Below are 21,929 nucleotides of genomic sequence, written 5' to 3'. Positions count from 1 at the left end.
GTTAGCCAGCGGCAGTGCCGCTGGCTAATGGGAGGGCATTATACCGATATCGTGGCTAACCCGTTAACCCTGTGGCTGTTGCAGCTTTTGCAGCTGAGCTTTGGCGGCCTCGGCAATTTCGCCACCGCCCTGGGCCGCTTGCTGAAAGTAAGTCACGGCTTTTTGCGTATCGCCTTTTTGCAGCGCGTATTCACCTAAGTAATAACTGGCAATTTGGGTGGGCAGCAGTTGCATGCTCTTTTCCAGATCGGCCGCCGAGGCATCGGGTTTATCCAGCTGACGATAGGCCAAAGCGCGATACACATAGGGGCGGAAGAACTCAGGGTTGGCCGCAATCGATTTGCCAAAGGCTTGGGCCGCGCCGTCAAAATCTTTCTCGTTAGCCTCAATGCGGCCTTTAAGCTCCCAGAACAAGTTTTCTTTGGGTTGTTTGGCAATGGCGCTGTCTGCCAACTTCTTGGCCCCGGCGACGTCTTCTTCACTAAGCGCTTTCAGCGCCTTTTGATAATCGGCGTAGGCGTCCTGATCTTTTTTAAGCTGGGCGATGGCGCGCTGGTACTCGGCACGGTTGCGCACGCCTCCGGGTTTTTCGGCGGCCATTTTTTTGTTGGCCTCGACCCGCTGCTGCGAGGGCGGGTGACTGGCAAAAAAGCTATCCATCCAGCTGGATTGTTGGCCCTCTGAGAGCTTCACAAAGGTTTTTTGCAGCTCGACGGCGCCCTGTGGGTCATAGCCGGCGCGCACCATATACTCAATGCCGTACTTGTCCGACTGCAGCTCTTGGTCGCGCCCGTAGCGCGCTTGCCACGCTTGCGCGCCTACGCCCAAGGCGCCCACCGCAAGGCCCGCGGCTTCGTGATCTTGGCTTGCCAACGCGACACCGGCAGCCATTAGCCCGACATTAAGCAGGGTGCCTTGGGTTTGTTGCTTGGCGCCGTGTCGCGCTGCGGCGTGGACGATCTCGTGGCCCAGCACCGCCGCCAGCTCCGATTCATCATCCAGCAAAACCAATAAGCCCCGGTTGATGGCGATTTTACCGCCGGGTAGTGCCCATGCGTTGGGGACGTTGTTGTTGAGCACTACAAACTCGTAGGGCAGCTCGCGCCGGTCGCTTACCGCGGCCAGCTTTTGTCCCACTTGGCTGACGTAGACGTTTAAGTCTGGGTCCACCACATAGCGGCCCCCCTGGGACTGTTGGCTGGGCTTGTACTGTTGCGCGCCAATGGCGACCTCTTGCTCGGCTGACATAAATGACAGCTCGTTGTTGCCGGTAACCGGGTTAACGCTGCAGCCGGTGAAAAGTATAGCCAGCGATGCCAGCAGAGCGACTTGTATCCGATGCTTCACAGATGCCTCCATTTATTCGTTGCGCGATTGGGTATTATTCATAGATACCCGAGGTATGACGGTTATAATGTCACAAATTTAACCGAACGAGGTAAACATGCAAACACTTCAGGCGGTCGAGCTGTTTGCCGGCCTGCGCCCCGATGGCCAACCAATGGTCGAGCGTATCCCGGTAAAAGTGCTGGATGATAACTCTGTGCAGCTGGTGCGTTCACCGGCCTTTATCAAGGGCGTCGCCAGCGGCGATGTGATTCGCTGCGAGCCGGACAAGCGCGAATTTGAGATCGTCACCCACAGCGGCAACCTCGCCGTGCAGGTATTTTGCAAAGGCGATATTCAGGCGCTAGCCGACCAACTGAGCGGCCCGGTGGCCAAGCTTGGGGGCGACTTAGACGTCGAGACGCCCCGCATGCTGGTGTACACCCTACACGTAAGCTGTGGCTTTACCGAGATCGAAGCGGTGTTCAACGCGATCAATGGTGATGATAGCGCGTGGCAGTACGGCAATGTTTACGATCCTGCCGACGGCATCACGCCGCTCAATTGGTGGGTGGACATTCTCAAGCCGGAATAGCCGCCCACCCGAACCCCCTAAAACCGAGAGCGAGTTTGTTTTATGTTGATGTTGATCTCTCCGGCCAAGACGCTGGATTTTGAGTCTGCCCCGGTAACCGAAAAACACACCGAGAGTGACTTTTTAGCGGACTCGCGGGCGTTGATTAAAGAGTTAAAAGCTCTGTCGCCGGCCGATATATCCGGCTTGATGCACATCTCTGACAAGCTCGGGGTGCTCAACTTTGACCGCTTTCAGGCCTGGAAGACGCCCTTTACCGCCACTAATGCCAAGCAGGCCGTGCTGGCGTTTCAAGGAGATGTTTATACCGGGCTTGCGGCCGACACCTTTAAGGCGCGCGATTTTGACTTTGCGCAAAAGCACCTGCGCATTCTCTCGGGTTTGTACGGCTTGCTGCGGCCGCTGGATTTAATTCAGCCTTATCGCCTGGAAATGGGCACCAAATTTCATAATAGTCGCGGTGCCAACCTCTACCAATTTTGGGGCGATCAGCTTACAGAGGCCGTCAATCAGCAGCTAACAGCGCTAAAAAGCACGACTTTGGTTAACTTGGCCTCTAACGAATACTTTAAGGCCATTAAGCCTAAAAAATTGGCCGGTGAGGTGATTACCCCGGTGTTTAAAGACTGGAAAAACGGCCAATATAAAATTATTAGCTTTTACGCGAAAAAGGCTCGTGGCTTAATGAGCGCTTACGCCATTAAAAATCGGCTGACATCGGCCGAAGACCTTAAGAGCTTTGACGTCGATGGCTATGGTTTTGATGCCAAGCTGTCGTCGGAGCGCGATTGGGTGTTTACCCGCCGGGTCGATTAGGGGCTCTATGGACTATGGTGTAGTAAGGTAATAATAAAGGGAGTGCCCTATGGCATTACGCATACTGGTGGTCGACGATGCCAGCTTTATCCGCGACATGGTAAAAAAACACCTGCGCGAACGTTTGCCGGGGGTCGAGGTTTTTGAGGCGCCCGATGGCAATCGGGCGCTGGCGCAACTGAAAGCGCAAAAAATGGATTTGATTTTATCCGATTGGGAAATGCCCAATATGAATGGTGAGCAGCTGCTGGCCAGCATCCGCAGCGATGAACGTTACCAAAGCACGCCGTTTGTGATGATCTCCAGCCGGGGCGATCGCACCCACGTCCTTAAAGCGGTGCAGGCGGGTGTGTCTGATTACTTGAGCAAGCCGTTTACCCCGGATGAGCTGCTGGGCAAAGTGACCAAGCAGCTGAAAAAAATTAATAAATTTCCCGCGCGCCCAGGTACCGGTGGCGAGCGCGCGGGAGCGGCGCGAGTCGCCAACGCCTCGGTGGATGTTTTAACCGCAGGGTTCGGCGGCGCCGCCAAAGAGGCGCCGGCCGCCCCCACCAAAGCGCCCAAATCGGCGCGGGATAAACTCAAGGCGCAGATGCGTTTTGATAGCAACAAAGCGCCAGTGGGCTGTGTTGTCCGCGAAATATCGCTGCAAGCGTTTAGCGCCTTAGTGGCGCGCGATGGATATTTACCGGCGTTGTTTGATCAAGTGGTGCTGGATGTGGGCAACGAGACGGAGCAAGTTCAGCTCAATGCCTATGTTCACTCGCTGCAGGCGGCCGAGTCGCGCCCCGATAGTCGCGCCGTAAAAGTGGTACTGCGCTTTGTCGATACCGAGGCAGACAAATTTGAATTGCTATCGCGGCTTATCGGATAGCGAGCTAAGGCGTTGTGTATGAAGAATGATCAGCCTGCCCCAGAGAGCCGCGTGTTATTAGAGCGCTGTATTGCTCTTGCCAGTGAGTCCGCCAGTAGCGGAGGCGGGCCCTTCTCGGCGATTGTGGTGAAAAATGGTGAGGTTATCGCCGAGGCCTGCAACAGCGTCACTCGCGATCGCGACCCCACGGCGCACGCCGAAGTGGCGGCGATTCGCAAAGCTTGCCAGGTTTTGGACGATCATCAGCTGACTGGTTGCACCATTTACGCCAGCTGCGAACCCTGCCCTATGTGTTTGGGTGCGATTTATTGGGCCCGCGCCGATAAGGTGGTGTTTGCCGCTAGCCGCGAGCAGGCCTCCGAGGCTGGGTTTGACGACTCGCTGGTGTATCGCGAGGTGCAAATTCCCGGTCCCGAGCGACAGGTTCCTTTTTATCACTTAGCGATTTCCGACGCTGATGCGCCCTTTCAGCAGTGGTTGGCATTCAGCGCGCGGCACTCGTACTAATAAAAGTGGCTGCTAGTAGAAACTCGCCTGTAAAGCCGCTCTACATCGGCAATTTTGCCGCTATCGTCTAAAAATCGTGTCCTTTCTTTGCGCCAGTGCGCTTAAGTTTTCGTGTCACAACGGTGATACTGAAAGCTTGCCCCGGAAGCAATTCGATGCTTTTACCCAGTGCCTTAGCCCATCGCATAGTGGGGTTGTGTCGGTCTGCGGTAGCCATAGCGGTTACTTACTATCGAAATAATGGCCAGTTCTGATATTTAGTATCGTTATTTATCTGTTTTAATGTTATCCGGTACCATTGCTGACCGCTATCACGCGAAAACAAAATAATACAACGAGAGCCGTTTGCGATTTACCAGCCTGGCAGAGCTGGGCCCGCAATCTGTGATGATCCACTTCCAACACAGAAGGTTTGCACCATGAAATCACAACAATTCCTGACCCGTTCCATCAAGGCTGGCCTACTGGGGGCCGGTGCACTGCTCGCTATCGGTGCGCAGCAAAGCTTTGCCCATGGTTATTCCGATTTTCCCAAGGCGCGCCAAGCTTATTGTGAAGAAGACGGCGGCTACTGGTCTCCATCCGATGGCTCGGGAATTCCCAATGCCGCCTGTCGGGCCGCCTTTTTAGAAGCAGGCACTTATCAGTTTGTGCAGGCGATTGAGTTTTCCAAAAACGTTGCCAACTACAACAGCCAGGCGGCGGTTGAGGCCGGCGTGCCAGATGGCAGCCTTTGCGCCGCAGGCGATTCGAGTAAATCGGGTATCGATGTGCCGCACCCCGATTGGCCCGCGCAAAACATCACCCTAAACAGCGCGGGCGAGTTTGAATATCGTTTTTACGCCTCAACCCCACACAACCCCAGTTTTTGGAAGTTTTACCTAAGTAAACCCGGCTTTGATCCGGCCACCGACACCCTCACTTGGGCCGATTTGGAATTGGTGGATGAAAAGTCCAACGTTAATGTGCAGACGATTAACGGCACGCGCTACTATGTGATGGATGTTAGTTTGCCGACTAATCGCTCGGGCAACGCCATTTTTTACACCCGCTGGCAGCGTGAGGATGTTGCCGGTGAAGGCTTCTACAACTGTAGCGATGTGGTCTTGGGCGATGTCGAACCACCAACTTGGAGCAGCGCCGGTAATTATGTGACTCAGGGCATTAACCCCAGCGCAGGCGATCAGATCTGGTTTCGGGTATTTGACAGTAACGGCAGTGAAGTGGTGTTTAATCAGTTTGCTATTTCCGCCAGCAACCAAGCGTTAAATACTTGGACCGCCGAGCTAGCCGCCGAGATTAACAACAGTGAAACGGCGGTACAGGTGGGGGTGCTTAATAATGGCACGGTCAGTTACAACAGCAACGACCTGTACGCCAACCGCGTGTATGTGCTGAACAGCAACTACACCTACCAAATGGATTTGGAAACCGCTAGCTCGTCCAGCTCGTCAACCAGCTCTAGCAGCTCATCGTCGGTTAGCTCGTCCAGTTCATCCAGTGCTGGGTTGTGTTCATCTACCCAAGTATGGGATGCCGCCAGTGTTTATAACAATGGCGATCTGGTGCAATACAGCGGCGGTTTGTACGAGGCGCAATGGTGGACACAAAACCAAAGTCCCGCCGATAACTCCGGACAGTGGCAAGTGTGGAGCCAAGTCGGCGACTGTTAAATCGTTATGCAGTAATATAGCCCCACCTTTGGTGGGGCTTTTTAACCGCGTCTTAGCACCGCTACCTTCTTGCCTATCTCGCGCCCTGTCGGCGCAACGTAAACTATTGTATAAAGTGCCCGCCTCGGTATACGTATGAGTACAATACGCACTCATCGAATATTTTGTGTACTTAAATAGTAGTGCCCCCCGATATGAAAACTCAGCTCGCTTGGATTCGACAGCGCGTGACGTGGCTGTCTATTGTGATTTTTATTGTGTTACTTGCGGCAATTGCCTATGGCGGGCAGCGGTATTTTAAGCCGAGTGCGCAGCCCGAATATATTTTGCACGACGTTAAAATAGGCACCATCGAAAATGTTGTCGCAGCCAGTGGTACCCTTGAGCCAAAAGAGTATGTCGAGGTGGGGGCACAAGTCTCAGGGCAGTTAAAAATGCTCGCGGTAGATGTGGGGGATTTGGTTGCGCGCGGTGATTTACTCGCTGAGATTGACGCGACTGTGTTTGAAACTAAAGTCATGGGCGCCACCGCCAGCTTAGAAAACAAACGCGCACAGCTGGAAAAGCTCCACGCCGAAATTTATCTCGCTCAAGAGCGCGAGACGCGCAATATCGACTTGTTTAAACAAAACGCTATTAGTCGCGATACCCTGACCAGTAGCCAAACCGATGTGAAAACTATCAAAGCCAGCATCCGCGCCATGGAGGCGCAAATACGGGCCGATGAGGCTTCGTTGGAGGGCGACCGGGCAACCTTAAATTACGCGAAAATTTACGCACCTATGACCGGCACGGTGGTATCGATTGCGGTGCGCGAGGGTCAAACACTTAACGCCAATCAAAATGCTCCGCTGATAATGAAAATCGCCAACCTCGATGTGCTAACCCTGCGCGCCGAAGTATCTGAGGCCGATGTGACCCGGATATACCCGGGAATGGATGTGTATTTTGCGACCCTGGGTAACCCCGATGAGCGCTGGCATTCAACCGTGCGACAAGTATTACCTACCCCCGAGGTGGTTAACGACGTCGTGCTCTATCAAGTGCTGATTGATATTAAAAATCGCAAGTCGCGCTTGATGGACTCGATGACGGCGCAAACGTTTTTTGTCGAGAGCCGCGCTGAAGATGTGGTGACCATTCCGGTGGGCGCAATTCGCGGTGGTAGGCGTGAGAGTAAAGTACTGAAACAAGTGGCACCGGGTAAGTTTGTGCCGACACCGGTCGAGATAGGTGTGCGCACCCGCACTCAGGCTGAAGTGATCAGTGGGCTACAGGCCGGGGATGTAATTGTAGCGGGCAATCGCGATGCCAGTAAGGTCAACCCCCGTGGCGCAGGTGGGCCGGACATCCGAGGTGGACGTCGTGGCGGCTTCTGATCCATTAATACAGCTCGATCATATTAGTCGCTCATACAGCTTGGGCGAAATTACCGTCAATGCATTACGTGATGTGTCTTTGACGATTCAGCAAGGCGAGTTTGTTGCGATCATGGGGCAGTCCGGCTCGGGCAAGTCGACGCTCATGAATATTCTCGGTTGTCTCGATAAACCCAGTAGCGGTTGTTATCAAGTCGGCGGTGTAGACGTTGCCACACTGAGCAACGATGAGTTGTCGGCGCTAAGGCTGAGCACTTTTGGCTTTGTGTTTCAACGTTACCAGTTGTTGGCCAACTACAACGCCTGGCAAAATGTTGCGATGCCGGGTATTTACCGTCAATTACCGCGCAGTGAACGGCAACCCCATGCCATGCGGTTACTGGAGCAGCTCGGCATGGCCGAGCGAGCCGAGCACAAGCCCAGCGAGCTATCGGGTGGTCAGCAACAGCGTGTCTCTATTGCGCGCGCTTTGGTCAATGGCGCTGAGGTTATTCTTGCCGATGAGCCCACCGGTGCGCTCGATAGCAATAGCGGTGCACAAGTGCTTGAGTTGTTGCGCGAGCTTAACCAGCAAGGCGTAACGGTTATTCTAATTACCCACGATAAAGACATCGCGCAGCAAGCTAATCGGGTTATCTCATTAAAAGACGGTCAGGTTATAGACGACCATATCAGTGTGCCAAGCGCAGCGCCGCTTAAAAAGGACGGTGTTGAGGCACGCCAGCGTGTCAAGGTCTTTCCCAATATTAGTGTGCTCGAATCGATCCGGATTGCGGCGGCATCGCTGCGCGTTAATTTGTTTCGTACCCTGTTGACCCTGCTAGGTATTATTATTGGTGTGGCATCGGTGGTGTTGATGATCGCCATTGGTGAGGGTGGTAAAGCCGATGTCTTGGGCCGCATTGAATCTATCGGTACCAATTTATTATCGGTGCGCCCCGGCGGGCCAAACCTGCGCCGAGGCAGTGGCGATATTGCCACTTTGACACTGGCCGATGCGCAGGCGATTGCCTTAATACCCGGAGTCGAGGCGGTAGCGCCCGAGCGCAATACCCGTGCGACTTTACGCTTTGGCAATAACGACTACTCCGGGCGTATTAAAGGCGCGACCCCTGCGTACTTTACCGTGCGTGACTGGGAGCTGTCGCAGGGTATATTTTTTACTGAAAAAGATGTGGAGCAGTTTGCCTCGGTCATGGTGATTGGCGCCACCATCAGAGATAACTTATTCACCGACAATGAAGACCCTATCGGCCGCTATGTTTTAGTGAATAGTACGCCCTATCAAGTGATCGGTATTTTGCAAGCCAAGGGCGCCGATCCGATGGGGGGGGATATGGACGACGAAGTTCTGATTCCCATTACCACGGCACGACTTAAATTTTTTGGCCGGGACTACCTAAGCAGTATCACCCTAAAGGCGTCATCGACAGACGAGGTGACGCGGCTTGAACAAGAGGTTCTAGATCTGTTGTTAGCGCGGCATAATAAAAATGATGTGATGGTTCGCTCGACTGAGTCGTTGGTCGAAGCCGTTACTGAGGCGCAAAATACTCTGACGCTGTTGTTGGGCTCAATTGCCGCTATCTCATTATTTGTGGGCGGTATTGGGGTAATGAACATTATGTTGGTGAATGTTTCGGAGCGTCGCCGCGAAATTGGCTTGCGCATTGCCACCGGCGCTAAGCCCGGTGATATCTTGCGGCAATTTAATATCGAGGCATTGGTGGTGTGTATTTGCGGTGGCACCTTGGGGGTTTTAGTCGGTTTTGGCGCGGCGCTTATTGTGCAGTACTTCTCGGTTAGTGTGGCATTTACTGCGATGCCCGCTCTGCTGGCATTTGCAACATCCATTATGGTCGGGCTTATTTTTGGTTATATTCCGGCCCGTAAGGCCGCATCCCTTAGCCCTATTACCGCGTTGGCGGAGGAGTAGCCCGATGCAAAAAACCTTACTGGCTTTAAGCTTCACGATTGCTGGCTGTGCCTATAATCCCAGCGTCGAGTTGCCAGAAACTCACACCTCTGAGGTGTATGGCCAAGCGCTATCACGGCAAAATATTAACGCCGATGACGCTCAAACATTAGGCCGTTGGGTACAGGTTTTTCCCGAAGAATTAGTAGATTTGCTACGCCGTCTGCGGGAGAACAACCTCGATCTTGATATGGCCCGTTTGCGTATCGAGCGGGCGCAGCAGTTACAGCGCGCTACCGCGGCCGATCAATGGCCGGGCTTAAATGCCTCGTTAAATAATCGCGATAACTACGATGAGTACGGAAAAACATCAGACAGTAATGGCTTAAATTTTAGCGCCAGTTACAGCGTCGATTTATGGGGCGAGCGCGCGGCCCGTATTGATCAGCGTGAGATACAGGTGCAGGCGCAACGCTGGCAAGAGCGCAGTTTGATGATATCCCTGCAGGCGCAGTTTATCCGCACCTATATTCAAACGTTAGCGCTAAATGAATTGCGCAACGTGGCCGAGCAAAACTTTGAAGCCAGCGTAAAGCTTCTAGAGCTTTTTGAACTGACCTTTGAAGCGGGCTCAGCGTCGGGTATTGAACTGCGTCAGCAAAAAAATGTGGTGTTCAATGCGCGCGGTAAGTTGGTTGATTTAGCGCAGAGCGTGGCGGTTAACGAACGCGCGCTGGCATTATTGCTCGGCGATACCGATTTAACGGTAACCGATTTAAAAACCCCTTTTGCCGATTTGCAAGCTCCCGCGATCGCCGCGCTGCAGCCGGCCGAACTGTTAGAGCAACGACCGGATATTCAACTTGCACAGTTAGCCTTGCGCGAAGATCAAAGTTTGTTGCATCAGGCTCAAGTAGCACGCTGGCCAGATTTATCGCTAAGCGCTAGTTGGGGGCTGAGTGGGGTGCTGTCGGGCGGATCGGATTGGGCTGGCAGTTTAGGTGAGACGGTCTCGGTCTTATTGTTTGATGGCGGACAAACTAAAGCGCAAGTGCGCATCGCCGAGTTAGACGCCGATATCAATCGGGCGAATTACTTGTACACCGTAGCCGATGCTTACCGCGATGTACTCGATCAACTGCAAGCGTATCAAGCTCGAGTACAGCAGCTGGATATCAGCGAGCAGCGATTTGACAACAGTCAGGCGCTGTACGATTTGTCTAAAGTCCGCTACGAATCTGGCGACACCGACTTTATTAATTTGTTACTGGCGCAACAAACTTGGTTTAGTGCCAATGAGTCCATCGTCACGGCTAAGCGCGATTATTTGTTAACACTGATTAATGTCTATGAGTCCATGGGCTCGGCACCGGCCTTAGCGGCCGTCCCCCCTTCTGCTTGATGACAGCGGCTGCTTGAGTTTAGGCCGCTTGTGACGCAGTTCCGTTGTCGGCGCTGGCACTCCCCTTGCAACACTCCAAGTGAATAGGCCATTTAAGCGGTATTTGCCGCTGTTTGGCTTGTGTTGTTACAGAATTTTGTAGCACTTACAAACACACTGGAGAAAAACTATGCGACGGATAAAGACCGGATTACTAACCGTATTGATGACAGTTTTTGCGCTTACTGCATGCGCAAACAATGCCCCTGTACCTAGCACGTTGCTTACCCAAGCTGAGGGCAATGTCGAGCAAGCCCGCAGCTTAAACGCCGAAAAATATGCGCCACTGGCACTGCGTGACGCCAAACAGAACCTTGAGAAAGCACAGGCGGCGATCGCCAAAAAAGAGAACGCCAAAGCGCGCGAATGGTTAGAGAAGTCGGTAGCCGACTCCGAGTTGGCCATTGCTCAGTCGCACGCCAAAAAATCGGAAAAAGCGGCCGATCAGGTTGAGGAAAACTTGCGAGTGTTGGAGCAGGAAGTAAAAAACAACCAGAAGTAATCGACCGCTAACTCAGAGGATAGAATTATGTACGGTATAAAACATCACAAAAAGGCATTGTTAGGCACCACCTTGGCAGCGGTCTTGGCGACTGGCTGTGCTACCACACCGGAAGAGCCGGACGAGCGCTTGGTGCGCTTGCGTGCCGAGCTAGACAATGTATCAACCATTGACGAGGCCAATCGTTACGCACCGGTTAAATTGCGCGAGGCAGAAGAGTCGCTGGATAAACTGGAAATGTTATTGCGCTCGGATGCTAAGCCCGATGTTGTCAGCCATCAGGTCTATCTGGTTGACCGCAAAATTGACATAGCTGCGCAAAACGCCCGTATGCAGGCCTCGGACGAGATCGTTGAGCAAGCCGATGCCAAGCGCAGAAACTTGATTATTGCCGCGCGCACCTCAGAGGCCGAGAGCGCTACACGGCGTGCACAGGAAATGAACCAGCGCGCTAAAGAGGCCGCAGAGCGAGCCAATATGGCCGAGGAGCGCGCCTTGGCGGCGGAAGCTTACGCTCAGCAGATGGCCAGCCGGGCAAACAAGCTGGAGAATGATCTGCAGAATATTAGTACCGAGCAAACCGATCGCGGCTTAGTGCTAACACTGGGTAATATTTTATTTGAAGTGGATAAAGAGACGATTAAAACCGGCTCTGAGCGCACCTTGCAGCGTGTTGCGGACTTCTTGAATGAATACCCAGAGCGCAAAGTGATGATCGAAGGCTTTACCGACAATACCGGTGCCGATAGCTACAACCAAGGGTTATCCGAACGCCGCGCGGCGTCGGTAAAAAGCAACTTGGTGGGTAACGGTGTCGACAGTAGCCGAATTCGAACTCGCGGCTACGGCGAGACGCACCCGGTTGCCAGCAACGACTCGCAGGCGGGTCGACTGCAAAATCGCCGGGTAGAGATCATTATCGCCGATGAAGGCGAAGAAGTGAGTGATCGCGACTCGTAATACCGCTAAGCCTGTAGTAAGTGCGGCGCCGGCTTCGGTCGGCGCCCTGTTCTTGGGCAGATGACCTGCATCGTGCTCGTCTGCAAGGCAACTCCCCCGGTTGACCTATCTAGTGAATTCTTACACCTGAATACTCTTGCTAATTTCATCTTCTCTAGGTGTGCAACTTTTGCTCATGCTGGCTGATATTTGCTCGAAAGCACGGGCTTGGAGCATATAACCTCGCCGTGTAAGCCTAAGCGCTATTTTGTGGCGCAATCCTTGCTCTGTCAGCGATCATCTAAAACAGGCAAGGTGGCTCATGGGCAACGGTGGTGCAAAATTTAAGTTTCTTTCATTCTCCGGTAAGTTTCGGGTACTGCATTTAACTTGGTTAGCGTTTTTTGTCAGCTTTCTGGTGTGGTTTAACCATGCGCCGTTGCTGCTGGTTATTCAAGAGCAATTGGCTCTTAACGATCAGCAAGTTAAAACCCTACTGATTCTTAATGTCGCCCTGACAATTCCCGCTCGTATCTTGGTGGGTATGTTGGTGGACTCCTACGGCCCACGCCTGATTTATTCGATTTTGCTGCTGATCACAGGCGGTTTGTGTTTTTTCTTTTCGCTCGCGACCAGTTTTGAAGCGCTGGCGTTAGCGCGCTTTTTACTGGGTTTTGCCGGTGCCGGTTTTGTCATTGGCATCCGCATGATCAGTGAGTGGTTTCCGGCGCGTCAGTTGGGGCTCGCCGAAGGTATTTATAAAGGTTTGGGTAACATTGGCTCGGCGATGGCGGCCGTTAGTTTGCCGGTGCTGGCGTTGTGGTTTGGTGGTGACGATGGTTGGCGCTACGCTACGGGCATTACTGGCGTCATCGCTATTGTCTATGCCGGTATTTACTACATTGGCGTGCGCGATACGCCGGCGGGCTCTACTTACTTTAAGCCTAATAAATCCGGTGGGCTGGAGGTGACCAGTAAGCTGGATTTTGTTCTGTATCTTTTGATTAACATCCCTATGTATGGCGCATTGGCACTGCTGGCTTGGAAGGTTGAGCAGTTGGAGTTGATCTCATTTAATGTATTGCTGGGGATTTGGGCGGCATTGGTACTGCTGTATTTGTTTCAGTGTCGAAAAATTTACAGTGTTAACACCGATGTGTTTCAAGGCGCCGTTAACCGTTTACAGTGCTACAAATTTAAACAAGTGATGATTTTAAGTCTGGCCTATGCTGCGACTTTTGGCTCAGAGCTGGCGGTGGTGTCGATGTTACCGATGTTCTTTAAAACCACCTTTGCCGTGCCAGTGGCATTAGCGGGCGTGCTCGGCGCCTGTTTTGCCGCTGTCGATATGGCGTCTTGCCCATCGGGCGGTTGGATCAGCGACCGCTTTGGTCGTAAACGTTCGCTGGCAGTGTTGTTAGCTGGCGCGGCGCTGGGTTTTGCGTTGTTATCGACCATTACCTCCGAGTGGCCCATTGCCATTGCCGTGGCGGCGATGATGGGCAGCTCGTTCTTTTTAGGCTCGGCGGCGGGCTGTGTGTTTGCCATGGTACCGCTGATTCGTCGCAGCTTAACGGGGCAGATTGCCGGCATTGTGGGGGCCTACGGCAATATAGGTGCCGTGATGTTTTTAACGGTGTTTTCGTTTGTCGAAACCTCGACCTTTTTTATGGTGATTGGGGCGACGATTGCTGTGGCAGCGGCAGCGGCGATGCTCTTGGATGAACCGGCTGACACTATGATCGAAGTCTTACCCGATGGCACGGTGCAGAGTGTAGCGATGCACTAAACGCTTTTGGCCGGGAGATTCTCTTTGTGAGTTTTACCTGCCTTTGCGTTGTTTACACGCAAGACGGTTGCGAGCGTTTAACCGGCGCACGTGAGTAACGTTGTATGTTCGCTATGGCGCTTAATAATAAGCAATTTCCCCCTTGTTTTGTGATCTGTTCGCGACATTAGTGGACGCAATTTTGTTTTTACCCGATGTGGCATTGGCGTTGCTTTGTTACGAGTATGTGTGCGGTTTAACGTTTGCACAATTTTTAACAGCGTAATGATCCATCGGATCTAGGAGTTTGTTATGTTACGTATACGTCCTTTAGCGATTGCGGCATTTTGTTCGGCGCTTGCAGCTCATGCCAGTGCCGATACGGCGGCTATTACTATGTACAGCGTTGATGCTTCGGGCACGTCTCAAGCGTTGGGCGAGATTCACTTGGAGCAAAACCAATACGGGATTGTATTTAAACCTGATTTAGCGGGTTTAACGCCGGGTGTACACGGTTTTCATTTACATGCTAACGGTAGCTGCGATGCGGGTGAAGACGGTACCCCAGCCGGTGCCGCTGGCGGTCACTACGACCCGCGGGCGATGGACAAACACGAAGGCCCTTGGGGTGATGGCCACTTAGGTGATTTACCGGCACTGTACGTCTCGGCCAGTGGTGAAGTGCATAGCCCGGTGTTGGCGCCGCGCCTGGAGTTAAATGATCTGGACGGAAAAGCGTTAATGATTCACAGCGGCGGGGATAATTATTCTGATACACCAGAGAAGTTAGGCGGTGGTGGTAAGCGGGTCGCCTGTGGCGTTATCGATTAATTTTGTCATGCCCAGCCGTTGCGGTGTGAAAGTACTGAGTAAGTAAAGAAGTACGACAGGAGCAGCAAAAAGAAAGATCCAAAAAAAGCAAAAGCAGTATGGGGCACCGGTTTTACCGGCGCCCCTTTTTTTTACTCTTGGATTTCGGCGTTGTGATAAACCCGCTGTACGTCATCGGCGTCGTTGAGCATATCCAGTAGCTTTTCAAACATCTCTACATCGTCGCCCGAGATTTCGGTGATGGTTTGCGGCACAAATTGAATCTCGTCTACTTCAAAATCGAGTCCTTCGTAGGCCTCGGTGAGGGCGTTGCGCGCTTTGGCGTATTCGGTGTTGGGCGCAAACACGGTAATTTTGCCATCGGCCGATTCAATATCGGTAATGTCCACATCGGCCATCATCAGCACTTCCAGCACGGCTTCCTCGTCTTCGCCGGCAAACACAAAAATGGCGCTGTGATCGAACATATGGCTTACGGTGCCAGAGGTGCCCAGCTTACTTTTGGTTTTGTTAAAGCAGGTACGCACATCGCCGATGGTGCGGTTGGGGTTGTCGGTTAAGCAGTCGACAATGACCATCACATTGCCCGGGCCAAAACCTTCGTAGCGCGCGGGGGAAAAGTCTTCACCGGCGCCGCCTTTGGCTTTATCTAGCGCTTTTTCGATCACGTGACTAGGCACCTGATCTTTTTTGGCGCGGTCGATTAAGCTGCGCAGTGCTAGGTTGCCTGCGGGCTCTACACCACCCTGTTTGGCGCAGACGTATATTTCACGGCCGTATTTGCTGTATACCTTAGCCTTGGCGTCCGAAGTTTTCGCCATGGATTCTTTGCGGTTTTGGAATGCTCTGCCCATTGCCTTATCTCTTGCTTGGCGCCCGCTGACTCGCTGTTTTTGTGGCTAGCGTCGAGCCGGGCGGCGGTGTCGATGATAGTAAAGGCGCAAATTCTACCGCTTATCGGTCGTTCAGGGAATGGCCCTTTCAGGCTTGGCTGCTACAGGCCTGGCCACCATAGCTCGGGTAGTGCGCCTTTACGCAACAGTGCGGCGATATCCATCGACAGCGCGATTGTGACATGCACCACCACCCCGCCCCAGATCGAGCGCGAGCGCAGCGCTAAAATACCTAAAAATAAACCAAATAAAATCGCCCCGGTGGCCTCGAGCCAAAGCTTGGGGAAATGAATCATCAGGTAGGGGACGCACATCACCCAAATGGCATTGGCGCCTAGCGCCGGGCGCAGGGCGTTGAGTAAAAAGCCGCGAAAGAAAAACTCTAAAAAAATAAACTGGCTGATATAAAGGCATTCCCACGTGAGCAAATCCAACCAACTGCGACCGGCCAACTGGTAAAACGGGTAATGATTGACAAACTCCTCGCCCAAGCTCACCAGATAGACGAACACTAAGATGGGTGCCGCCAGCAGCAGGTAGCCCAGCCAGTGCTCACGGGTGTCGCCCAGGCGCCAGCCCATATCCCGCATACGAAGTTTGAGTAGACACCGAATAACCAGCCACGGCAGCAGTACATAGCCCACTAAGTGCACCGCCCCCCACCACGCGTAACTGGCCAGCTCGAGCCAGCCCGAGCGCTGCAGCTGGTGTATCAGCTCGTTGGTCGGCTGGCCCATTAGTTCAGCGGCGCTGTGCAATAGCCAAATAAGGTTGGATGAGTATTTGCCGTAGTGCATTAGCAGTAGGCAGACGCAGGCGGTAGCCAGAGTAATAAAGACCCGCCGCAGCGCTTGGGGGCGGCCCAGCTCGTAAGAGGGTGGTTCGCGATCGATCTGATCCAGTATGTTTAAAAGGTTGGCGCGCGCCAGTAATGGTTGCAAGCGTTAGTCCTTGTGGTCGGTTTTGGTGCCGGCTTTGGTTTGGGCGTAGGGCAAATGCGCCTGGGCATCTTGGTAGTAACCGCGGGTCATGGCGCCCTCCTCCACGACAAAGTCGGCCACCGCAGCGGCAAAGCGCGGGTCGCTTAAGTGATGGTTGGAGTAGGTTAGCACCGGCTCAAAGCCGCGCGCCAGCTTGTGCTCGCCCTGGGCGCCGCCGTCAAATCGGGTCATGCCTTGGGCGATGGCGTAATCGATGCCCTGATAATAACAGGTCTCAAAGTGGAGGTTATCAAACTCGGCTAAGCAGCCCCAATAGCGGCCGTACAGAGTGTGCTGGTCGCGTAAATACAGCGCGGCGGCCACGGTTTGGTGGCCGAGCTGGGCCAGTACCATGACACAGTGCTCGGCAAGATTCGCCCCCAGGGTTTGAAGAAATGCCTCGTTTAAGTAGCCGCCGTGGCCGCTGCGTTTTAGGTAGGTGCGCTGATACAGTTGGTGAAAAAACGACCAGTGCTCGGGCTTGAGCTCGGCGCCGGTTAAGGTGGTAAAACTAAAACCTTGCTCGCCTACCCGGCGGCGCTCTTTTAAGACGTTTTTACGCTTGCGTGAGGCAAAAGTGGCGACAAAATCGTCAAACGAGCGGTAATTTTGGTTAAACCAATGAAACTGACAGCCGAGCCGCTGGACGCTACCCAACTCGGTGAAGCGGTTGCTAATGGCGTGCTCCGGGAACAACAGGTGCCAACTGGATAACGCTTTGCGTTGGCAGTACTCGGTTAGCGCGTGGTGTATTGCCGCGATGGTACTCGCATCGTCTCGCCCCAATAGGCGTGGGCCACGACAGGGCGTAAAGGGTATCGCGCCCAACCATTTGGGGTAATAGCGCTGGCCGTAGCGCTGATAGGCGTCGGCCCAGGCCCAATCGAAGACGTACTCGCCGTAGGAGTGATCTTTAAGGTAGCCGGGCAGCGCCGCTACCAGAGTGTCACCCTCGCGCACGATTAAATGGCGGCTGTGCCAGCCGCTGTCGCCGTCTACCGCTTGGCTATCTTCTAGGGCGGCGAGAAACTCGTGGCGCGCAAAAGGGTAATCGTCGTTAAGTAGCGCGTTCCACTGTGTAGCATCAACAGTGTGTATCGACCGGATAAACTCAATGTGCATTAAGGCTCCAAAACATCAGTACTGCGCTCTGTTATTGTGAGCGCAGTGCTTAAGGGCAGGACTTAGGGGTTGTTGCGTCGAAAGCGGCCAACACCTCAGTAATATTGGTGCCAGCGCGCACATTGTCGATCAAAATCACTTCGCGGGCGTCGATTCGGTGGCGCAGCAGGCCGATCTGGGTAAACATGGCGTCTGTGTCATTGACGCGGGTTGGCAGCTGGGTGCGCCCCATAGATTTGCCATCGAGCCAGACCTCGGCGTAGCCGCGCGCCGGGTCAATCGACCAATGTACCTCCATGGCGACATCGTGCCACACACCGGCGCTGGCAAAACCGGGTTGGCTCCAGTAGGGCTCGGCGGCGTCGGAGCGGGTAAAGCTGAAGGTATCACCGGTTAGGTTAAAGCGCATTTGTTGCTGCCAGCTGTTGTCTGACTCCCAATAGCCGATTTCGTGTTTAACGTTAAGCAGTGGCTTGGGCAAATAAAAGCTCCAGCCCAAATAGGTGGTGTCGCCCTCGCCGGTAGCTTTGGGCTGGTAATTAAACTCGCTGCGATTGAGTGCTTCATTGCCGTGCCAGAGGTATTGCTCGTCCCCAGTAATAGCAATTTGTCCGGCATAGCGGCCTTCATAAACGCATTGTGTGGTGACGCTGGCGCCGCCAGGGATGGTAATATAGGGCCATTGCGATAGGTCGCCCGACTCAAAATCGGCCTGCCAAAGCAGCTCAGCTTGCGCGGTGGAGGCCCCTAAAACAAAAATCGCTAGTGCGGCTAAGGGTTGTAATCTCATGTTGAGTCTTCCTTTATAGGCCTTCTACGCGAAAATAATCGGTTGTGTGGCGTCTAAATGGTAAAAACATGAACGCCGCCGCTTGCTAAATCTAGCGAGTGTTGCAATATAGCAAGCCAGCTCAGCAGCGTCCAAACAGGCTGAGCGGGGCTGCGCGAACGGTGAGTCGGTGGTATCTTGAACCCCGGCCGCAAAAAAACTGTCACAATAGCGGCGTAGCCTAGCCAGCCCGGCGGGCGTGCTGGCAGTGTGGCGTATTCTGCGGCGGGCTCGGGGCAAGCGGTGGACTTCGCTTTTCGCTAGGTGTTGCAGTACAATCGGTCGGCTCCAATGGACGGAGGCCGAATAAAAAGCCTGTATCCCCAGCACAACCGCTGTACCGCTGTATGTAGGTTAAGCCTGCTAATAACACAGTAATGATCTAAACAGGCTCAAATACAACGACTTATTTTATGCAGAATCTTACAACGCAAGACCCCGGCATGGCGGGCGGTGATCGATTTGGCAGCCTTCAGCGCCGAGTCTCCCAAGCGTTTCGTCGTGTTCCCGAGCGTCGCTGGAAACAGCTTGCAGGTCTGTTGATTCTGCTTTGGCTCACCCACTCGCTGGCACAGCTATTTTGGCTGTTGGTGCCAACCCCCGAGATCCCCGCTGCCGAAATTTCAGCCAATGCTCTGGCCAGTACCGAGGCCAATACCAGCGCACGCGACGTCGATATCGATGAGCTGCGCAATTTAACCCTGTTTGGTGCCGGCGCCGGTGATGACGATGCCGAGTTTGCCAATGAGCCGGCGCAGCCCCTAGAGCCGCAAATTGAAGATCAGGCCGTGGATACCAAGTTGTCGCTGGTGCTTAGCGGTATCGTTGGCTCAAGCGTCGATGCCTCGGCCCGCGCGATTATTGCCGACGCCAAAACCCAAGCGATTTATGGCCCGGGTGACGAGATTGAAAACCAGCGCGGTGTAAAAGTGGCCAAGGTATTGAGTCTGCGGGTTATTTTGGACAACAACGGGCAATACGAATCCTTGTGGTTGTATAAAGAAGACCCCAACGCGCCGCGTCGTCAAGTGCGCTACGACCCACCGGCCAACACGAGCCGCAGCTGGGAGGGCGATGAAGAACAATATAATGCCGGCGATGCCGAGCCCGCCGTGCAGGGCCCGCTGGAGGCTGACCAAGTTAACAAAGAGGAGGCCTCCGCCAACTCTAGCTCGGGGGTTGAGCAAATCAGTCAGAACTTATCGGATGTGGTGGCTTTTAATATCCATCGCGAGAACGGCCAGATTAAGGGCTACCGTATTCGTCCGGGACGCAACCCCGAGGCCTTTAATGCCGCCGGCCTTAAAGCCGGTGATATCGTGACCAGTGTTAATGGCAGCGCCTTGGATAACCCGGGCAAGATCATGGAAATTTATCGTAATTTAGGTCAAACCACGTCCGCCAGCCTCGAAATTGAGCGCGATGGTGAAATCGTGACCGTTGATGTAGAGCTGGAATAAGTGAGGTTAGTAGTGAGAGCGAGCGTCAAGCGAATTAAAGTCGCCCTATTGGTGGTCAGCCTAGCGCTGCCGGCGGCGGTCATGAGTGCCGAGCAAACCTGGACGGTAAACTTTAAAGATTCCGATATCCAGGAGGTCATTAAGTTTATCGCCGAGGCCACCGGTAAAACCATCGTTATCGACCCCAAAGTGCGCGGTCAGGTAAAGGTGATTTCCAACGCGCCGGTCAATGGCGACGAGCTGTACGGCCTGTTTTTATCCATCCTTGATGTGCACGGGTTTACCGCCGTTGAAAACGGCGAAGTGGTGCGGATTGTTCCCAACCGCGATGCGCGCTCGCTGGCCATCCCCACCCAAGAGCCCAGCTCTAATGCCAGTGCACAAGACACTTACATGACCCAAGTGGTACAGCTGGATAACATCAGCGCTGCGAAATTACTGCCGGTGCTACGCCCCCTCGTGCCACAGCACGGGCATATCTCGGCGTATGACCCAAGCAACGCGATTATCGTGACGGACACCCGTGCCAATATTCAGCGACTGTTAAAAGTTATCGCTCAGATCGATAAAGCGGCGGTGGTGAGTACCGAGCTGGTCGAGCTGCGTTACGCGCAGGCCGATGCCATTGTTAAAGTGATTCAGCAATTAGAAAAGCCTGACGCTCAGCGCGGCAACGCCAGCGCGCCGGTTACCGTGGTAGCCGATACCCGTATTAACGGTGTATTAATCAATGGCGACGATATGCAGCGCGAGCGCATAAAAATGTTGATTCGCCGCCTAGACCGGCCGCAAATTACCAACTCCAATGTGCGGGTTGAGTACCTTAAGTACGCTAAGGCCGAGCAAGTGGCTACCGTGTTGAACGGCGTGCTGCAAAACATGCAAAAAATGGAGTCAGGGGACGGTAAATCCGCCTCTAGCAGCCAGATTAAAGCCAGTGTTCAGGCCGATGAAGACACCAACGCTATTTTGATTACCGCCGATGGAGACACCCTGCAGTCGTTGATGGTGCTGGTTGAGAGTTTGGATATTCGTCGCGCGCAAGTGTTGGTTGAGGCCATTATTGTCGAGCTTGGCACGAACAACTCTAAAGAACTTGGCATTGAGTGGATGTATAACGGCGGCGACTCCGGTTTTGGTAGTTCTACATTAGGTGATAATTCCACCCTGGGGAATGTCGCCGCTGGTGCCCTGGCCGAAGGCGATGGCGCAACCGCAAGCCTTGCCGGAAGTCTCGCGGGCATTGCCGGCCAAGTATTTGGGGTGGGCCGCATAGGTGGTAACACCGATATGCTGGCAGTGTTGAAAATGCTCAAAGCCAATGGCTCAAGTAACATCCTGTCAACACCAAGCTTGTTGACAACCGATAACCATGAGGCCGAAATCTCTGTTGGTAAAACCGTTCCCTTTGTGACTGGCTCCTACACCGGTACGGGTACCGGTTCCAGCAACCCAACTAACCCCTTTAATACCATTGAACGTGAAGATGTGGGCATTCTGCTGACGGTCACGCCGCACGTTAATGATGGCGATACGGTGGTCATGGATATCGCTCAAGAAATTTCCAGTGTCGATAATTCCGACCCGAGTATCTCGGGCTTGGTTACCAACTCACGTAAGATCAATACTCAGGTTATGGCTGCTTCCGGCGAGATTGTGGTGTTGGGTGGTTTAATTCAGGACGACGTTAGCACCAGTGAAACCAAAGTACCCTTGTTGGGCGATTTACCGATTATCGGTAACTTGTTCAAAAGTCAGAGCAGCTCTAAAACGAAAACTAATCTGATGGTGTTTATACGCGCCAGTGTTATGCCGGACGATGCCATGCTAATGGGCGCCACCGCCGATAAGTATCGTCACATTCGTGATCAGATGATTGAGCGACGCAGCCACACCACGCTGATAACGAATAAAGAAGATTTGCCGATGCTGCCCGAGTGGGAGGAGCAGCTGCGCCGGGTTCAGGCTCAGTACCAGTCTCAGGAAAAAGCCCTCGAGCCCGATAACGCCACCGGCGGCGATGAAGATAAAATACCGCCTGCCGAAGGCCGCGCCAAGGCCAAGGAGTAAGCGGTGAAT

The 21,929-nt window shown here is 53.6% G+C and carries 19 protein-coding genes; 14 read left to right on the top strand and 5 right to left on the bottom strand.

All coding sequences use genetic code 11. The features are described from left to right. Positions 1-63: 63 nt before the first annotated feature. Positions 64-1,359, bottom strand: coding sequence for a M48 family metalloprotease (locus AACY82_RS10900; protein WP_339616843.1), 1,296 nt, complete (start codon positions 1,357-1,359; stop codon positions 64-66). An 85-nt stretch (positions 1,360-1,444) separates the two neighbouring features. On the opposite strand from AACY82_RS10900, the gene AACY82_RS10895 reads away from it, so the two are divergent. The 12 genes from AACY82_RS10895 to sodC all read left to right on the top strand — a co-directional run bounded on the left by AACY82_RS10895 (position 1,445) and on the right by sodC (position 14,566). Beyond that, entirely contained in the window at positions 1,445-1,921 is a 477-nt protein-coding gene (locus tag AACY82_RS10895; RefSeq protein ID WP_339616842.1) for a DUF4265 domain-containing protein, read from the top strand. Positions 1,922-1,963: 42 nt separating this feature from the next. Next, complete coding sequence (yaaA, locus tag AACY82_RS10890) at positions 1,964-2,737, top strand: peroxide stress protein YaaA (protein ID WP_339616841.1); 774 nt, start codon at positions 1,964-1,966, stop codon at positions 2,735-2,737. Between the two features lie 49 nt (positions 2,738-2,786). Then, positions 2,787-3,611 carry a response regulator gene (locus tag AACY82_RS10885; RefSeq protein WP_339616840.1) on the top strand — a complete coding sequence of 275 codons (825 nt, stop codon included), beginning with the start codon at positions 2,787-2,789 and terminating at the stop codon, positions 3,609-3,611. An 18-nt stretch (positions 3,612-3,629) separates the two neighbouring features. Next, entirely contained in the window at positions 3,630-4,118 is a 489-nt protein-coding gene (locus AACY82_RS10880; RefSeq protein WP_339616839.1) for a nucleoside deaminase, read from the top strand. 419 nt (positions 4,119-4,537) lie between these two features. Then, complete coding sequence (locus AACY82_RS10875) at positions 4,538-5,791, top strand: lytic polysaccharide monooxygenase (protein WP_339616838.1); 1,254 nt, start codon at positions 4,538-4,540, stop codon at positions 5,789-5,791. Between the two features lie 194 nt (positions 5,792-5,985). Beyond that, entirely contained in the window at positions 5,986-7,170 is a 1,185-nt protein-coding gene (locus AACY82_RS10870) for an efflux RND transporter periplasmic adaptor subunit (RefSeq protein WP_339616837.1), read from the top strand. Further along, a complete protein-coding gene (locus AACY82_RS10865) occupies positions 7,100-9,106 on the top strand; it encodes a MacB family efflux pump subunit (RefSeq protein ID WP_339616836.1) in 2,007 nt (668 codons plus the stop codon). The genes AACY82_RS10870 and AACY82_RS10865 overlap by 71 nt, the downstream gene beginning before the upstream one ends. Positions 9,107-9,110: 4 nt before the next feature. Further along, positions 9,111-10,487: a TolC family protein gene (locus AACY82_RS10860; protein ID WP_339616835.1), complete on the top strand. Its 1,377-nt coding sequence runs from the start codon at positions 9,111-9,113 to the stop codon at positions 10,485-10,487. Between the two features lie 169 nt (positions 10,488-10,656). Continuing rightward, positions 10,657-11,028 carry a DUF4398 domain-containing protein gene (locus AACY82_RS10855; protein WP_339616834.1) on the top strand — a complete coding sequence of 124 codons (372 nt, stop codon included), beginning with the start codon at positions 10,657-10,659 and terminating at the stop codon, positions 11,026-11,028. A gap of 27 nt (positions 11,029-11,055) precedes the next feature. After that, the gene (locus AACY82_RS10850; protein WP_339616833.1) at positions 11,056-11,988 is read left to right on the top strand and encodes an OmpA family protein; all 933 of its coding nucleotides are present in this window, start codon (positions 11,056-11,058) and stop codon (positions 11,986-11,988) included. A gap of 301 nt (positions 11,989-12,289) precedes the next feature. Next, entirely contained in the window at positions 12,290-13,756 is a 1,467-nt protein-coding gene (locus tag AACY82_RS10845) for an MFS transporter (RefSeq protein WP_339616832.1), read from the top strand. Between the two features lie 291 nt (positions 13,757-14,047). Next, complete coding sequence (gene sodC / locus AACY82_RS10840; protein ID WP_339616831.1) at positions 14,048-14,566, top strand: superoxide dismutase [Cu-Zn] SodC; 519 nt, start codon at positions 14,048-14,050, stop codon at positions 14,564-14,566. 131 nt (positions 14,567-14,697) lie between these two features. On the opposite strand, the gene AACY82_RS10835 is transcribed toward sodC, so the two are convergent. From AACY82_RS10835 to AACY82_RS10820, 4 genes are all read right to left on the bottom strand, one after another. Beyond that, a complete protein-coding gene (locus AACY82_RS10835) occupies positions 14,698-15,420 on the bottom strand; it encodes a YebC/PmpR family DNA-binding transcriptional regulator (protein ID WP_339616830.1) in 723 nt (240 codons plus the stop codon). 140 nt (positions 15,421-15,560) lie between these two features. Further along, positions 15,561-16,400 carry a CPBP family intramembrane glutamic endopeptidase gene (locus AACY82_RS10830; protein WP_339616829.1) on the bottom strand — a complete coding sequence of 280 codons (840 nt, stop codon included), beginning with the start codon at positions 16,398-16,400 and terminating at the stop codon, positions 15,561-15,563. Positions 16,401-16,403: 3 nt separating this feature from the next. Further along, positions 16,404-17,561, bottom strand: coding sequence for a GNAT family N-acetyltransferase (locus AACY82_RS10825; protein ID WP_339616828.1), 1,158 nt, complete (start codon positions 17,559-17,561; stop codon positions 16,404-16,406). 49 nt (positions 17,562-17,610) lie between these two features. Continuing rightward, positions 17,611-18,351, bottom strand: a complete 741-nt coding sequence (locus AACY82_RS10820) for a polysaccharide lyase (protein ID WP_339616827.1) — start codon at positions 18,349-18,351, stop codon at positions 17,611-17,613. A gap of 452 nt (positions 18,352-18,803) precedes the next feature. Here AACY82_RS10820 and gspC point away from each other — a divergent pair, with 452 nt between their 5' ends. Then, positions 18,804-19,850: a type II secretion system protein GspC gene (gene gspC, locus AACY82_RS10815; protein WP_339616826.1), complete on the top strand. Its 1,047-nt coding sequence runs from the start codon at positions 18,804-18,806 to the stop codon at positions 19,848-19,850. A 12-nt stretch (positions 19,851-19,862) separates the two neighbouring features. Further along, positions 19,863-21,920 (top strand): type II secretion system secretin GspD, encoded by a 2,058-nt coding sequence (gene gspD / locus AACY82_RS10810; protein WP_339616825.1) that lies wholly within the window; start codon positions 19,863-19,865, stop codon positions 21,918-21,920. The last annotated feature ends 9 nt before the right edge of the window (positions 21,921-21,929 follow it).

Origin of the sequence: uncultured Gilvimarinus sp. (assembly GCF_963972205.1) — a bacterium.
In the GTDB taxonomy this organism is placed as follows: Bacteria; Pseudomonadota; Gammaproteobacteria; order Pseudomonadales; family Cellvibrionaceae; genus Gilvimarinus; species Gilvimarinus japonicus.
Note: the sequence above shows the minus strand (reverse complement) of the source record. Positions and strands in the feature narration are given on the sequence as shown.